Source organism: Granulosicoccus sp. 3-233, assembly GCF_052681095.1.
In genome coordinates this window covers 25053-38850 of record NZ_JBQYLE010000019.1, presented here as the reverse complement: position 1 = coordinate 38850, position 13798 = coordinate 25053, and the positions used below count along the sequence as shown (strand labels likewise).

General features: G+C 56.2%; 15 protein-coding genes. 6 read left to right on the top strand and 9 right to left on the bottom strand.

The features are described 5' to 3' along the window. Positions 1-142 precede the first annotated feature (142 nt). From ACUNV4_RS28615 to ACUNV4_RS28590, 6 genes are all read left to right on the top strand, one after another. The gene (locus ACUNV4_RS28615; protein ID WP_430882088.1) at positions 143-955 is read left to right on the top strand and encodes a flagellin N-terminal helical domain-containing protein; all 813 of its coding nucleotides are present in this window, start codon (positions 143-145) and stop codon (positions 953-955) included. A 602-nt stretch (positions 956-1557) separates the two neighbouring features. Continuing rightward, complete coding sequence (locus ACUNV4_RS28610) at positions 1558-2379, top strand: flagellin N-terminal helical domain-containing protein (RefSeq protein WP_430882087.1); 822 nt, start codon at positions 1558-1560, stop codon at positions 2377-2379. Positions 2380-2478: 99 nt separating this feature from the next. Beyond that, positions 2479-3786 carry a flagellar filament capping protein FliD gene (fliD, locus tag ACUNV4_RS28605; protein ID WP_430882086.1) on the top strand — a complete coding sequence of 436 codons (1308 nt, stop codon included), beginning with the start codon at positions 2479-2481 and terminating at the stop codon, positions 3784-3786. Positions 3787-3788: 2 nt separating this feature from the next. Next, positions 3789-4172 carry a flagellar export chaperone FliS gene (gene fliS, locus ACUNV4_RS28600; protein WP_430882085.1) on the top strand — a complete coding sequence of 128 codons (384 nt, stop codon included), beginning with the start codon at positions 3789-3791 and terminating at the stop codon, positions 4170-4172. After that, positions 4169-4642 (top strand): hypothetical protein, encoded by a 474-nt coding sequence (locus tag ACUNV4_RS28595; protein ID WP_430882084.1) that lies wholly within the window; start codon positions 4169-4171, stop codon positions 4640-4642. Before fliS ends, ACUNV4_RS28595 begins: the two co-directional genes overlap by 4 nt. A 65-nt stretch (positions 4643-4707) precedes the next feature. Then, positions 4708-5010, top strand: coding sequence for a hypothetical protein (locus ACUNV4_RS28590; RefSeq protein ID WP_430882083.1), 303 nt, complete (start codon positions 4708-4710; stop codon positions 5008-5010). Between the two features lie 102 nt (positions 5011-5112). On the opposite strand, the gene ACUNV4_RS28585 is transcribed toward ACUNV4_RS28590, so the two are convergent. The 9 genes from ACUNV4_RS28585 to fliQ all read right to left on the bottom strand — a co-directional run bounded on the left by ACUNV4_RS28585 (position 5113) and on the right by fliQ (position 13773). Beyond that, positions 5113-5733 carry a PilZ domain-containing protein gene (locus ACUNV4_RS28585; protein WP_430882082.1) on the bottom strand — a complete coding sequence of 207 codons (621 nt, stop codon included), beginning with the start codon at positions 5731-5733 and terminating at the stop codon, positions 5113-5115. After that, on the bottom strand, positions 5733-6533 hold the full coding sequence (locus ACUNV4_RS28580) for a flagellar motor protein MotB (protein WP_430882081.1): 801 nt from the start codon (positions 6531-6533) through the stop codon (positions 5733-5735). Before ACUNV4_RS28580 ends, ACUNV4_RS28585 begins: the two co-directional genes overlap by 1 nt. Before the next feature lie 26 nt (positions 6534-6559). Then, positions 6560-7324 (bottom strand): flagellar motor protein PomA, encoded by a 765-nt coding sequence (gene pomA, locus ACUNV4_RS28575; RefSeq protein ID WP_430882080.1) that lies wholly within the window; start codon positions 7322-7324, stop codon positions 6560-6562. Between the two features lie 3 nt (positions 7325-7327). Then, positions 7328-7750 (bottom strand): hypothetical protein, encoded by a 423-nt coding sequence (locus ACUNV4_RS28570; RefSeq protein WP_430882079.1) that lies wholly within the window; start codon positions 7748-7750, stop codon positions 7328-7330. After that, entirely contained in the window at positions 7747-9282 is a 1536-nt protein-coding gene (locus tag ACUNV4_RS28565; protein WP_430882078.1) for a flagellar biosynthesis protein FlhF, read from the bottom strand. Before ACUNV4_RS28565 ends, ACUNV4_RS28570 begins: the two co-directional genes overlap by 4 nt. Positions 9283-9330: 48 nt before the next feature. Further along, positions 9331-11406, bottom strand: coding sequence for a flagellar biosynthesis protein FlhA (flhA, locus tag ACUNV4_RS28560; protein ID WP_430882111.1), 2076 nt, complete (start codon positions 11404-11406; stop codon positions 9331-9333). 165 nt (positions 11407-11571) lie between these two features. Beyond that, the gene (gene flhB, locus ACUNV4_RS28555; RefSeq protein ID WP_430882077.1) at positions 11572-12714 is read right to left on the bottom strand and encodes a flagellar biosynthesis protein FlhB; all 1143 of its coding nucleotides are present in this window, start codon (positions 12712-12714) and stop codon (positions 11572-11574) included. A gap of 4 nt (positions 12715-12718) precedes the next feature. Then, positions 12719-13498, bottom strand: coding sequence for a flagellar biosynthetic protein FliR (gene fliR / locus ACUNV4_RS28550; RefSeq protein WP_430882076.1), 780 nt, complete (start codon positions 13496-13498; stop codon positions 12719-12721). Beyond that, positions 13498-13773, bottom strand: coding sequence for a flagellar biosynthesis protein FliQ (gene fliQ / locus ACUNV4_RS28545; RefSeq protein WP_430882075.1), 276 nt, complete (start codon positions 13771-13773; stop codon positions 13498-13500). The genes fliR and fliQ overlap by 1 nt, the downstream gene beginning before the upstream one ends. Between the last annotated feature and the right edge of the window lie 25 nt (positions 13774-13798).

Here is a 13798-nt window from a genome sequence, read left to right as displayed (position 1 = left end):
TCGCCACACCCCTTCAGTTGACGCACAGAGCGCCCGATAACGGTTTCATGTGCGCATGGTTCGAATCACGAATCACTTCAGGAGAAGACGCCACATCTCATAAAAACAGGGACCCACGACACTCCAGGAAACTGATAATACAATGGCACAAACAATCAACACGAACGTCATGTCACTGACTGCTCAGAGAAACCTCTCTCAGTCACAGTCTTCTCTGTCCACGTCCATGGAACGTCTGAGCTCCGGACTGCGTGTGAACAGCGCCAAGGACGATGCCGCCGGTCTGGCCATCGCCGAACGCATGAACACCCAGGTTCGCGGCATGAACGTCGCCATCCGAAATGCCAACGACGGTATCTCTCTGGCGCAGACTGCTGAAGGCGGTTTGCAGGAAGTGAACAACATGCTGCAACGCATGCGTGAACTGGCCGTGCAATCCAAGAACGGAACCAACTCCGATAGTGACCGTGCAAACCTGGATGCTGAATTTGCAGCACTGAACGAGGAAATCGGACGAATTGCCGAAACCACTGTCTACAATGGTCAGTCGGTTCTCAACGAATCTTCAGCCAGTGTCGTGTTCCAGATCGGAGCAAACAACGATTCCTCCAACACCCTGGCGATCAAGCTGACGGAGATCACGGCCATCTCCAGCGCAACGATCAGTTCTGTCGGTGGTGCTTCTTCCGCCATAGACAGCATCGATGCCATGATTGATGATGTCACCGCCTCACGTGCCGACTTCGGTGCCATGCAAAGTCGTTTCGAAAGTGCCATCAACAACCTGCAGGTTGGCATGGAAAATCAGGCTGCTGCCCGTGGCCGTATCATCGATGCCGATTTCGCGGTTGAGACTGCCAACATGACGCGTGCGCAGATTCTGCAACAAGCCGGTAATGCGATGGTATCGCAGGCCAACTCGGCTCCACAGAGTGTACTGCAACTGCTCGGGTAATCCCCGTCACGCAGGATAAGCAAGTAAGCAAGTAAGCAAGTAAGTAAGTAAGTAAGTAAGTAAGTAAGTAAGTAAGTAAGTACAGCTAGTAGCAGCCTCGGGAGAGTCTTCTCCCGAGGCATCGCCCAGCCCACCATGCCAGCCCATGGTCGAACGATGCGCTGCCAGACCTACCGGGCCGCCATGCATCTTGTCATGGCTCATGTACCCTCGGTTCCAGCTATCGCTGTGAGGTCCGGAAACCGCCCCTTCCCGATCAATCAAAGCCCGCTACCCTGCCCCGCCGGACCAGACTGACGTCTTTCCGGTACACGCCTTTCTGCCTGGATGCGCTGAACAATCCATGTCCATCATCCCCGCAGGCTCAGCCTGATCCTGTCGAACACGACAGCGTTTCCACACAATGACTTGGTGTGATGACTGAAAGCGAAGGATCTAACGGTGCCAGTTGCAAATTCTTGATGCAGTTCCCTACAGTTGCAGTGCCGCGCATCCGATATCAGTTCCATGTGCGCATGGTTCGTCTATCGGACTACTTCAGGAGAAGACGCCACATCTCATAAAAACAGGGATATTCGTCACTTCAGGAAACTGTTAATACAATGGCACAAACAATCAACACGAACGTCATGTCACTGACGGCTCAGAGAAATCTCTCCAAGTCACAGTCTTCTTTGTCCACGTCCATGGAACGTCTGAGTTCCGGCCTGCGTGTCAACAGCGCCAAGGATGATGCCGCCGGTCTGGCCATCGCCGAACGCATGAACACACAGGTTCGCGGCATGAACGTCGCCATCCGCAACGCCAACGATGGTATCTCTCTGGCACAGACTGCTGAAGGTGGTTTGCAGGAAGTGAACAACATGCTGCAACGCATGCGTGAACTGGCGGTACAGTCCAAGAACGGTACCAACTCGACCAGCGATCGTGCAAACCTGGATGCCGAATTCTCCGCCCTGAACGAGGAAATAGGACGAATCGCAGAGACCACCGTCTACAACGGTCAGGCCGTACTGGACGCGTCTGCTGCCTCAGGTGTAGAGGTTGTCTTCCAGATCGGTGCGAACAACGGTAGTTCCAACACTCTGGCCATCGAGCTGAAGCAGATCGCTACCATTTCAGGTGTTGACATTCTGGATGTATCCGGGGCTGCCAGTGCGATTGACAGCATCGATGCAATGATCGATACGGTGACAGCATCACGCGCGGATTTCGGTGCCATGCAAAGCCGTTTCGAAAGCGCCATCAATAATCTTCAGGTTGGCATGGAAAACCAGGCAGCAGCACGTGGTCGTATCATCGATGCTGACTTCGCGGTTGAAACAGCCAACATGACACGCGCGCAGATCCTGCAACAGGCAGGTAATGCGATGGTATCGCAGGCCAACTCTGCACCACAGAGTGTTCTGCAACTTCTCGGGTAATGGACTTGCCCGTACAAGCAAGTAGAAAGTAGCAAGATCAGCCTCGGGAGTATGCTCCCGAGGTACTCACACCACTCGCCAGGAGAGGGGTAAACAGCCATGATTACAGCAGCCGGGGTAGGCTCAGGAATAGATGTCGAAAGCATCTTGTCGCAGCTCAACGAATTGGAGAGAGCGCCAGTCAATACGCTCAACGAAAAGCGCGCAGCGCTGGACGTCGAGCTGAGTGCGTACGGGAAGGTCAAGAGCGCTCTGAGTTCGTTCAACGATTCCGTTACGACGCTGGGTAGCGACCAGAAGTTCGGTGCTTTCGTGGCGAGCAGCAGCGACGAGGAGGTCTTTACCGCCGTCGCCAACGGTGGAGAGACAGCACAACATCTCGATATCGAAGTGCTGTCTCTGGCAAGCAATCATCGCCTGGCCAGCGCCGCCTACGCGTCGGCAGACTCGGCAGTGGAAAATGGCACCATGCAGTTCTCCGCGGGCGACAACCAGTTCGATATCGTCATCGACGACAGCAACAACACATTGACCGGCCTTCGTGATGCCATCAACGATCTTGAAGACAATACATCGGTCTCTGCCAGTATCATCAAGGTCGATGGCGGTAGTCGCCTGATTCTGACCGCCAAGGAAGCGGGTACTGCCGGCATCATCGATGTCACTCGAGCAGGCACCTTTCCGCTGGGCGACTCGGATGCGGGATTTACCGAAGCGACCGAGGCTACCGATGCGAGTCTGATCGTTCATGGCTTCACGGTGACCAGTTCGTCGAACACCATCAGCGATGCCATCGAAGGTATCACCTTGAACCTGACGGGTGTCGGCAAGGCCACTGTCAGTTCGGAGCGTGATACCACCTCACTTCGTGAGTCCGTGGATGCCTTCGTCACCAGCTACAACGCCATGGCAGCCACCTTGACCAACCTCTCGACTTCCGACCTGCAAGGTGATCAGCTGCCACGTGGCATCGACAGTCGCATGCGCGCAGCCTTTCAAGGCGCTATCGACCTTGGAAACGGAGACAGTACCTCTGCCCTGGATCTGGGCTTCACTTTCGACCGATACGGTACGCTCAGTATTGACGACACCGTGTTCAAGGAAGCGCTCGATGCAGGCGTCAACCGTTATGTGAGCGCTTTTGCCGACGATGACAACGGTCTTGCTTCCAGGTTCAACGACCTGGTGGAAGAGTATACCGAGTCTGGTGGTGTCATCGCCATTCGGGAAGATGGCGTGGATACACGCAAGAGTACGATTGATGATCAGATCGACAGACTCGAGTATCGCCTGGAGAAAATCAGCGCCAGAACTCGAGCGCAGTTCACTGCCATGGACCTGGCCGTTACGAACCTGAACAACACCAGCGGATATCTGGCCAGCCAGCTGACCACCTACACCTATTAAACATGACACTACAAGCATATCAGTCCGTACGTCGCTCAACGCTGGTAGAGGGGGCCTCCCCTCACCAGCTGATAGCCATGCTCTACGACGGTGCTCTGAGTAATATCACCATTGCCAGAAAGCATCTGGCGCAGAACAGGGGCTATCAGATGCATGTGCATATCGACAAGGCCATAGCCATCGTTCAGGAGCTGCAGGCCAGCCTCAAGGACTACGAAACCAATGAGCTGGCAGGCAATCTGTTCGAGCTCTACAGCTTCATTACCTCGACGCTGATCTCGGCGAACCAGAACAAGGAGGATGATTCACTGCGAACATGTCTGGAACTGATTGAAATTCTCAAGGATGCATGGCAAGCGATCTCTCCGGAACAAGTAGCTGCATGACATCTCGCCTGTCTCTCGCCCAACTGGAGAAACTCAAGAGCATCATGCAAATGATGCTGCTTGAGGCGAGAAACTCCAACTGGCCAGAATTGTCTCGACTGGACGGTGAACGGCGAGTCGTACTCAATTACCCCGAAAACGCCCATGAGCAGCATACGGCTGCTCTGGCCAAACCTGCCATTTCCTCCGGGCAGCGACCCTTCGCTCTGACACCAGACGCGAAGGCGTCCTCACTGCCTGATACCGCAAGCTCGGCCCGCCCTGCCGGCACTCCTGAAAATCACGTACCTGCCGATGACAGGTATCGTGTACTGAGCCAGGAAGTCATGGACCTGGATTCTGCCATCAGGAAGGCCATTGAAGCAGCCAAGGAAGCCTTCCTGACAGAATCTCGCGGAATGCGTGCACAAGTCAATGCCAAAAAAGGATACGAAAAGACCAGTAACATGAAGCCCCGCAGCTACAGCTGACGCAGCTTGCAACCAGAATAACAAGAATAATAAATGCCACCAAGGCATAACGGAACTGCATCATCATGAATACAGCCTCTTCCCGAACAGCCGCCACCACGCCTTCCCCGAGCCTGTTACCCGACTTTCTTGCAGGAATGCAACCCGCCTTCTTCAACCAGCGAACCGGTGAGGCTCATCTCTCTCAGACCGAAGACGGCTTTCCCGCTCTCGAGTACGGTTTTTCCGGACTGCCGGACGACTGGGTGGTTGAACGAGATCCGGACGGCAAGGCGACAGCCCTGCATCCCGACGTCATTGCCGGGTACTGGCGTGATGCACGATTCGTGGCATTGTCACAGATCGGTCAGATGCCGCTGGACGCCTGACGCATCCTTTCAGGGCCTCATTCGGAAGCCCTTTCTAGCGGTCTTGGCCCGGCGCCCCTGAAAGGCGCCGCTCAGCCAGGTCATCCCCCGCAGCTCGTCATTTCATTCCGGGCGGCGTGAGTCGTTTTCGTTGCGTCTGGCCTGCAATTGCACCAATTGCAGCTTCGTCATGTGACGTATGATCGCCTCGACATCATCAGGATGTATCTGGGTAAACCGCGTGGATATCTGCAAGGCAGCACCCGCCTCTTCCGGCGACTCCTCGTGTGCAGGCTCCACCCGCAGAATCTCCGCGACAGCCACTACTTCGGTTCCGCTTGTCGACAACAACATGCCCAGTTCCAGCAATTGCCCTTGTACCAGGTCAGGCAAATCCGTGGTAAAACGCAGCCCGGACGCAGACATGTTGACCTGTGTCTCCTGCTGCATATCACCCAGCTCCATATCGTCATCGTCTGACAGACGGGCGGCCAGCTGAGCGATCTGGGACTCCAGATGCTCAAGGTAGTCAGCGATTTCCGAATCACGCTTGCGTATGCTCTGCAGCGTCGATAATCGATTTTCCTTCTGATTGCGCAGATGTGATTGCAGACAGGTTCGAATCCGGTAGGAATCGAAGTCGGCAACAATTCCCTCTGGGTCTTCCTTGTCGACAGTCTTGACCTGCAGCTTGAGCAGGTCATCCATGCGGAAGCCTTCCCTGCGGTTTTCATCTCCAGCCATCAGTATTCCTCCTCAGGCACACTGATATTGATTTCGATACGGCGATTTCTGGCTCGATTTTCCGGAGTATCGTTGTCGGCGACGGGCTGCGTATCGGCAAACGCACGTATCTCTATCCGATCCGGATCAATGGTACGCACCTCGGACAGATAATGCACGACAGTAGCGGCCCTGGCTGCCGATAGCACCCAGTTTGACGGATACAGCGTGGTGGAAATGGGAACATTGTCCGTATGTCCGGACACGATGATTCTGCTGTCAGCCTCCTCTCCCTCGAGCAGAGTCTCCAGTTTGTCCAGAACCGGCAGGAAACCCGATTGCATCTCTGCGCTCCCCGAAGGGAAGGCATCCGATTCACGAATTCGCAACATGACGCTGTCAGAGAGTAACACGAGCTCTACCACCTCCTCATCGATTTCTTCCTTCATTCCCTCTTCGATCTTCGCCAGCAGCTCATCCAGTTCAGGAGACACACTTGCATTGACCCGCAGCTCATCGCGAGAATCATCCTGAGTCTGCTGCTTCATGACCGGTATGGCCGATGGCGACGGCGTGCCAGGAGAGAACTCCTGTTTGATGACCGAGGTGCCTCGCGGTATCGTGTCAGCCTCGACTTCGCGCTGAACCCCGAAGGCAAATTTCATCGAACCTGCCACCTGCTTGTATTTCTGGATATCCATTTCGGAAAATGAGAGCAGCAGCACGAAGAAGCACATCAACAGGGACATCAGATCGGCAAACGTTGCCATCCATGCCGGTGCCCCCGATTCACACTCCTCGCATTCGTTATCGTCATCCATTGTCTATGAACCCTGTCTCGCCAGCATCACTTCGCGGCGGCCGCTGCTTCACGCTTGCTCTCCGGCAGATAGGCGGTGAGAAGCTGTTGCAGAACCCGAGGGTTGATGCCTTCCTGGATGCCTGACACCGACTCCAGAACCAGCAGTTTGTTGAGACGTTCCTCCGAGCTGATAGCCTTCAGTTTGGCCGCGATGGGCAAGGCAACGGCATTGGCGATAATGGCGCCGTACAAGGTGGTCAGCAGTGCGACCGCCATGGCAGGACCGATGGCCTTGGGGTCATCCATGTTGGACAGCATCTGCACCAGACCGATCAGGGTTCCGATCATGCCCATGGCGGGCGCCGCCTCGGCGATGGATTTGAACATCATGACTCCGATGTTCTGACGCTGCAGTTCCAGATTGATGTCCTTGGACAACATCTTCTGCACGACATCGATCGAGTGTCCGTCTATACACAGTTTCACACCACTGTCGAGAAAGGGGTCCTGTATGTCATGTCCCTCCAATGCCAGTATGCCCTCCTTGCGCGCGACATCAGCCAGAGTAATGGCCTCTTCGATGAGCGCTTCTGGAGCGATCGACTTGTGCATGAATGCGCGCAAGGTCACCTTGAAGGATCCCAGGAACTGGGACAGGGAAATCTGGCACAGCGTGACCATGAAGGTGCCGCCGATAACCACCACGAGACTGGGTACGTTGACGAATGTGCTGACACTTCCACCCAGAAAGATCGCGGACACAATGACTGCGAGACCACCGAACAGGCCGAGTAGCGTTGCGATATCCATGGATTAGATGTCTCCGGACCAGGTATGTGATGACGAATCTTCCATCTCGACACCAACTGGTGGCGCTGTCTGCGGCCTCCCGTGAAGAGCGTGAATCAGGGCGGCCTCGTCAGAGGACAGGCCGTGCCTCTGAACCAGCATGATCACATCACAGCCGGCTCGTGCATCCTTGATGGCATTCTCATGGCGGTCGTCCGCATTCTGATAGATCTCGCGTTGCAGCACATCGGTCGCCAGCTGATCCATGCGCTTGCGCATGTCATCATGCAGATCCGCCAGCGAATGGATGCCGACCTCGATGCGATCCAGCTGTTCACGTTGCGCCTTTGCCTGAACCTGCACCCTGGTCAACCTGGTATGGAGCACCACGCACATGATCAGAACCAGAGCGGTCAGGCCTGTACTCACTAGAAACAATACGTTCATGCGCAGTTCTGTACTGATCCCTCAGCAGCCCCCATTGACCCCGGGAAAACCTGATTCGAAGGTTGAATCAGGCGATGCAGCCATTGATCGTCGGCTGACTGCTCGATACGCTTACGCATCGCAACCGCCGTTGCGATCAACACAGAGGCATCTGCCCTTTCCAGTGGTCGTTGCACACTGGCATCGTCCGACCAGTAGGCCACCGGACTCTCGTGGCGGATGATGGCATTGAGCAATTCACCGAAGCGTGCACTCGTATCCAGATTCGTCAGTACCAGGTTCATTCGCCACTGACCACCGCAATGGGCCTTGATCAGTGCCTCGGCGGTAGATGCCTGAATCGTGGCCGGCAAGGCAAACAGATGCCTGACCGAATCCACACTGGACGGTCTCAGCAGAGATTGAGGCAGTGGCACGGCCCTGGGGTCCTGTGGCAATGTATGATCGACAAGAACCAGCTTCTTGTGCTGGAAAGCGGTTGCCAGACTGGTCAGTTCCGCCATGTCGTGGGCGTGTACGGTGGGAACCCCCAACAACCTGCCGTAGGCCTGAAGTTCCTCGAAGGCGCCGATGCGCCGAGTGTCCGCACAGATGATGACAATGGACTGGTTATCGTTCTGTCTGACATGTTCGGTCGCGAGCTTCATCAGCGCCGTGGTCTTGCCCGCGCCGGGAGGTCCGTACATGATCGTCACACCCGGCACGTCGAAGGTCTTGTCTCTTGCTATGTTCAGCGATGACTTGAGCGTTGCCAGAGATTGCCGGATCGCGGTATCGGCAGACATCTCCGCAGCACAGCGTTCCACCAGACGAACGGCCAGTTCGGCTCCGATCCCCAGGGACAGAAGCTGTTGCAGATGCAGGCTGCGATTGGGCGCATTGACGCCCCACAGATTGACTTCCAGCCCACGGAAATGCTGCTCCAGTACCTGAGACTGTGTTGTCAGCGCCGCTGCCACGGATTCCAGAGTCGGCGCAATTCTCGTGCTGGGCGCTTCCCTGACGACCGGCTTGCCACCATGGACATGGCTGTTGGCACTGTCATGATGGCTGTCTCGTGAATGCTGGACGTCGCCGCGCCGCTCGGACAACAGTGGCGAACTGCCATTGGAGTTGGAACCGGCAGTCGTGCTCCGCCCCGAGATCGAGACCTTGTCGTCCTCGATATCCGACGTATCACCATAGTCCTTGATGTCCGAATATCTGATCGCCTGTTCCGCCTTTTGGCCACTGTCGTGCCGAGGCACGGCGTCGGCATCGATTCGTACAGGGCTGGACGGTGTGAAGGCGGCCAGGGAACCATCCGCGTGCATCTGCGGCGATTCGGCAGGTCGCGCTGCCAGAGCAGCGGGAACTTCAGCGGTCGTGGATTCAGCCATCGCGGACACATCATCCATCTGTGCCGTCGCTATGATCTCGACCTGATCCCCAACCCTGCGATTCGCCAGAATAATGGCATCATCGCCCAATGCCATTCGCACTGCTCCCAGGGCTTCAGGGGTCGTATCAGCAGTAAATCGTCTCAATTGCATGTCAGGATTCGCATGTGGTTGGCGGCAGAGTTTTCAGCGACAGATGGATCAGACGACAGCTTCGCCGCCGATATTCGCAATCACCTTCAACCGTTTGTTTTCAGCAATTTCGTTGTAAGCCAGTACTTTCAGCAAAGGGATGGTGTGTCGCACCATTCCGGCCAACCATGGCCGCAGCTTCGGACTGACCAGCAGCACCGCTGGCTCGTCATTGACTTCCTGTCGATGAACACTGTCAGCCAGTGACTGATAGAGACGCTCGGCCAGTCCGGGCTCGATACCCAGGCCGCCGCTGTTCTCCGATTCCACAGAGCTGAGACACAATTTCTCCAGCTCGGCATCCAGCGTGATCACTGGCAGAGTTTCCTCGAACGACGTCAACTGTCCGGTAATCTGTCGACGCAGTGCCACTCGCACGGCCGCCGTCAGATCCTCGGAATCGGTTGTATGTGTGCCCTTCTCGGCCAGCGTTTCGGCAATCGTCCGCATGTCCTTGACCGGTATTCCTTCGTCTAGCAGATTCTGTAGCACCTTGACCACCGTCGGTAGAGGCAACATCTTTGGAACCAGATCCTCAACCAGTCGTGGAGCGCTCTTGCTGAGCGTATCCAGTAAAGACTGAGCTTCCTGGTGACCGAGCAGACTGCCGGCGTGTTGCATGAGTAACTTGCTCATGTGTGTCGCTATAACCGTGCCCGGATCCACTACCGTGTAACCCAAGGCCTGTGCACTGTCTCGCTGATCAATACGAATCCACACTGCATCCATCCCGTAGGCAGGATCCTTGGTAGCGATCCCCTGCAACATGCTGCTTTCGATACCACTACCGATCGCCAATTCCTTGTCGGGGTGCAGATCGGCTTCCCCTTCGGTGACACCCAGAATGGAAATGCGGTAGCGGGTTGCCGGCAGATCCAGGTTGTCCTTGATATGCACGGCATGAATCAGGAAGCCGAGTTCTTCCGTGAGTTTGCGTCGTACCGCCTTGATCCTGTCAGGCAACTTACCGCCCTGACGGGCATCCACGAGAGGGATGAGTCCGAAGCCGACTTCCAGCCCCAGGATATCGGTCGTCTGGACATCCTCCCAACTGAGTTCCGCCGGTTTTTCGGGTCTGATTTCTTCCTTTTCGGGCTCGGGTTTTTCCGCGTAGGAGTTGCGTGTATACCAGGCGTAGGCTCCCAGACCGGCACCGAGCGTCAGAAAAACCAGATTGGGCATTCCCGGGACCACGCCCAGCAAGCCGATCAGAATGGCCGTTATGATCAAGGCCCGCTGATCCTTGAACAGTTGCATGGTGATCTGCTCACCCATGTCTTCTGCCGCCGAGACGCGAGTCACGATGACGGCCGTCCCCATGGACAGCAGCAGTGACGGAACCTGTGCCACCAGACCATCACCGATGGTCAACAAGGTGTAGTTGTGTGCCGCTTCCGAAAAGCTCAGCCCGTGCTGACCGACACCCACCGCCAGGCCTCCCAGTATGTTGATGAACAGCACCAGCAAACCGGCAATGGCGTCACCCTTGACGAACTTGCTGGCACCGTCCATGGAACCGTAGAAGTCGGCCTCTCGAGCAATATCCGAACGACGTTGTCGGGCCTCTTCCTGATCAACCAGGCCTGCATTGAGATCCGCATCGATGGCCATCTGCTTCCCCGGCATGGCATCCAGTACGAAGCGTGCACTCACCTCGGATACACGCCCTGCCCCCTTGGTTACCACCACGAAGTTGATGATGACCAGTATGGCGAAGACCACGAAGCCGACGGCATAGTTGCCACCGATGACGAAATTGCCGAACGACTCGATGACCTGGCCGGCCGAGGCGGTGCCGGTATGCCCTTCGATGAGCACGACCCGGGTTGAGGCGATATTCAGCGACAGTCGCAGCATCGTTGCTACCAGCAGAACCGTCGGAAAGGAGGAAAACTCCAGCGGACGACTGGTATAGACAGTGACCAGCAACACGATCAGAGACAAGGCGATATTGAAGGTGAACAGCAGATCCAGCCCCATGGCCGGTATCGGCAACACCATCATGACCAGCATCAGCAACACCAGGAATGGTGCCCCGAGCCCGGTCAGCTGCAATTCCCTGAAGAAGGTTCTCGTCGATTGCATGCTCATGAATTACTCCTCACCCGTCACCCATCGGCCTGCACCGACAAGCCGCCGTTGTCGCCAACATGCTGCGGTGCGACGCCCGCCGGTCTGGGAAACACCAGGCAATTGCGCTGATGCGTCAACCTCTGGCTCGACATGGATGTTCTTCATGGGTGGTCCGGCCTACTGATCCTTTTTGTCCTGCATCGACGGTGGCACCTCCAGATCGGTCGGTGGCACCAGTCGGCGCTGGTCTGCGAAATTCAGCTTCTTGACTTGCAGCACATAGGCCAATACCTGAGCTACGGCAAGATAAAGTTCGGACGGTATGGTTTCACCAACTTCACTGTGCCGATACAGTGCCCTTGCCAGCGGTGGTGCACGGAAGATGGAGACATTGGCTTCCTTGCCGATCTCCCTGATTTTCAAGGCCATATGGTCCACCCCCTTGGCAACGACCACGGGCGCCACGGCATCTTCGCTGTATTTCAGTGCTACCGAGAAGTGTGTGGGGTTGACGATGATGACATCGGCGTCCGGCACATCAGTGAGCATGCGCTTGTTGGCCATGTGCTGTTGCATCTGCCGCACCTTGGCCTTGACCTCCGGATTACCATTCTGCTCCTTGCTCTCGTCACGCACCTCCTGTTTGGTCATGCGCAGTTTACGGGCATGACTCCAGCGCTGATACGGAACGTCCACCATGGCCACCAGGCTGAGCGAGAGCACCAGTATCATCAGAATCGTGAAGATGAGAACGAACATCCTGTCGACGGCTTCCTCCAGCGGCAGCACTCCCAGGCTGCGAAACTCATCGATATGCCCTTCCAGCAGAATGACAGCCACCCAGCCAAGCAGAATGACCTTCATCAGGGACTTGAGCAACTCCATCAGCCCCTGCAAGCCGACCATGCGCTTCAGTCCCTTCAATGGATTGAGCTTGCCGGGGTCCACCTTCAACGACGAGACGCTGAATACCCATCCGCCCATGCACAAGGGTCCGATGAAAACGGCCAGGAACATGAGCAGCAGAAACGGACCCGCTATCCACAATGCCTCGATGAAGGGGGTCAACAGACCGTTGAGTACGGCATGGTCGGAGAAGAGTCTCTCACGATCGATCTGCCACTGATGGCTGGCCAGATCCCGGTAGGCATTGACCCCGCCACTGCCCAGTACGGCGAAGCCGATCAGCGACGCCAGCAGCATCAGTACCGTATTGAGCTCCTTCGAGCGCGGTACATCGCCTTTCTTGCGTGCATCCGCAAGGCGTTTCGGACTCGCGTCCTCTGTGCGATCCTGTCCGCTATCAGGTGCTCCTGCCAAGGTATCAGCCCCTCAGAAAAGCGACAATGGTCGTCTGCACCAGGGTCAGCAGCGATTCGAACGACACCTGGAAGGACGGTAGAGTGAACAGGATCGAGAGAAACCCGACAGTCATGGTTATCGGAAAACCCACGGAAAACAGATTCAGCTGTGGTGCGGCTCTGGTGATGACACCCATGATGATATTGACCGTCAGCATGGCTGCCAGAGCCGGCAACGCGATGCTCAGCGCACCCTTGAAGACTATTCCTCCCCAGGTGAGCAAGGTCCATATCGCATCTTCACCCAGGGGCTGACCAACGGGCAGATACGTGAAACTGGCAGTGAGCAGCAACAGAATGGCATGATGCCCGTTGAAGGCCAGAAACAACAGGGTTGCCAGGATCAGATAGAACTGACTAACCGTGGGCACCTGGCTACCGTTCTGCGGATCATTGAGCATCGCAAAACCCAGTCCCATGGTTACGGCGATACTCTCACCTGCCATGGTCACCGCATTGAACACGATCAGCACCATCAATCCCATGGCCACACCGATGATCAACTGCTGTACGGATACCAGTACGCTGTCCGCGGACAAGGGGTCCAGCTGTGGCATGGAATCCAGCGATGGCACGATGAGCAGGGTGATCATGAATGCAAGCCCGACCCGCACCTTGACCGGTACTTCCCCACCACCCAGCACCGGCATGATCGACAGCAATCCCGCAACGCGGAACAGTGGCCACATGAAGAGACCCACGTAGCCGTTGATCTGCTCTGCGGTAATCGTCAGGGCTGACATCAGCCACCTATGATTCTGGGAACGGTTTCAACGATCAGCTGGGAAGTGAAGTCCAGGATTGTCTGCAACAACCAGGGGCCGGTGGCTATCAGCACAATCACCATCGACAGCAGTTTCGGAATGAAGCTCAAGGTCTGCTCGTTGATCTGTGTTGCCGCCTGAAACAGACCAACCACCAGACCAGTCAACAGCGCTGCCAGCAGCAGCGGTGCGCTGAGCATGACCGTGGTCGTCAGCGCATCACGCCCCAGATCGATAACCGTATCCGGTGTCATCTCATGGCCTCCTGATAGCTGTTCG

Coding starts and splice junctions, on each gene's coding strand:
- ACUNV4_RS28615 (WP_430882088.1), top strand. CDS start 143: ATGGCACAAACAATCAACACGAACGTCATGTCACTGACTGCTCAGAGA.
- ACUNV4_RS28610 (WP_430882087.1), top strand. CDS start 1,558: ATGGCACAAACAATCAACACGAACGTCATGTCACTGACGGCTCAGAGA.
- fliD (WP_430882086.1), top strand. CDS start 2,479: ATGATTACAGCAGCCGGGGTAGGCTCAGGAATAGATGTCGAAAGCATC.
- fliS (WP_430882085.1), top strand. CDS start 3,789: ATGACACTACAAGCATATCAGTCCGTACGTCGCTCAACGCTGGTAGAG.
- ACUNV4_RS28595 (WP_430882084.1), top strand. CDS start 4,169: ATGACATCTCGCCTGTCTCTCGCCCAACTGGAGAAACTCAAGAGCATC.
- ACUNV4_RS28590 (WP_430882083.1), top strand. CDS start 4,708: ATGAATACAGCCTCTTCCCGAACAGCCGCCACCACGCCTTCCCCGAGC.
- ACUNV4_RS28585 (WP_430882082.1), bottom strand. CDS start 5,733: ATGGCTGGAGATGAAAACCGCAGGGAAGGCTTCCGCATGGATGACCTG.
- ACUNV4_RS28580 (WP_430882081.1), bottom strand. CDS start 6,533: ATGGATGACGATAACGAATGCGAGGAGTGTGAATCGGGGGCACCGGCA.
- pomA (WP_430882080.1), bottom strand. CDS start 7,324: ATGGATATCGCAACGCTACTCGGCCTGTTCGGTGGTCTCGCAGTCATT.
- ACUNV4_RS28570 (WP_430882079.1), bottom strand. CDS start 7,750: ATGAACGTATTGTTTCTAGTGAGTACAGGCCTGACCGCTCTGGTTCTG.
- ACUNV4_RS28565 (WP_430882078.1), bottom strand. CDS start 9,282: ATGCAATTGAGACGATTTACTGCTGATACGACCCCTGAAGCCCTGGGA.
- flhA (WP_430882111.1), bottom strand. CDS start 11,406: ATGCAATCGACGAGAACCTTCTTCAGGGAATTGCAGCTGACCGGGCTC.
- fliR (WP_430882076.1), bottom strand. CDS start 13,498: ATGTCAGCCCTGACGATTACCGCAGAGCAGATCAACGGCTACGTGGGT.
- fliQ (WP_430882075.1), bottom strand. CDS start 13,773: ATGACACCGGATACGGTTATCGATCTGGGGCGTGATGCGCTGACGACC.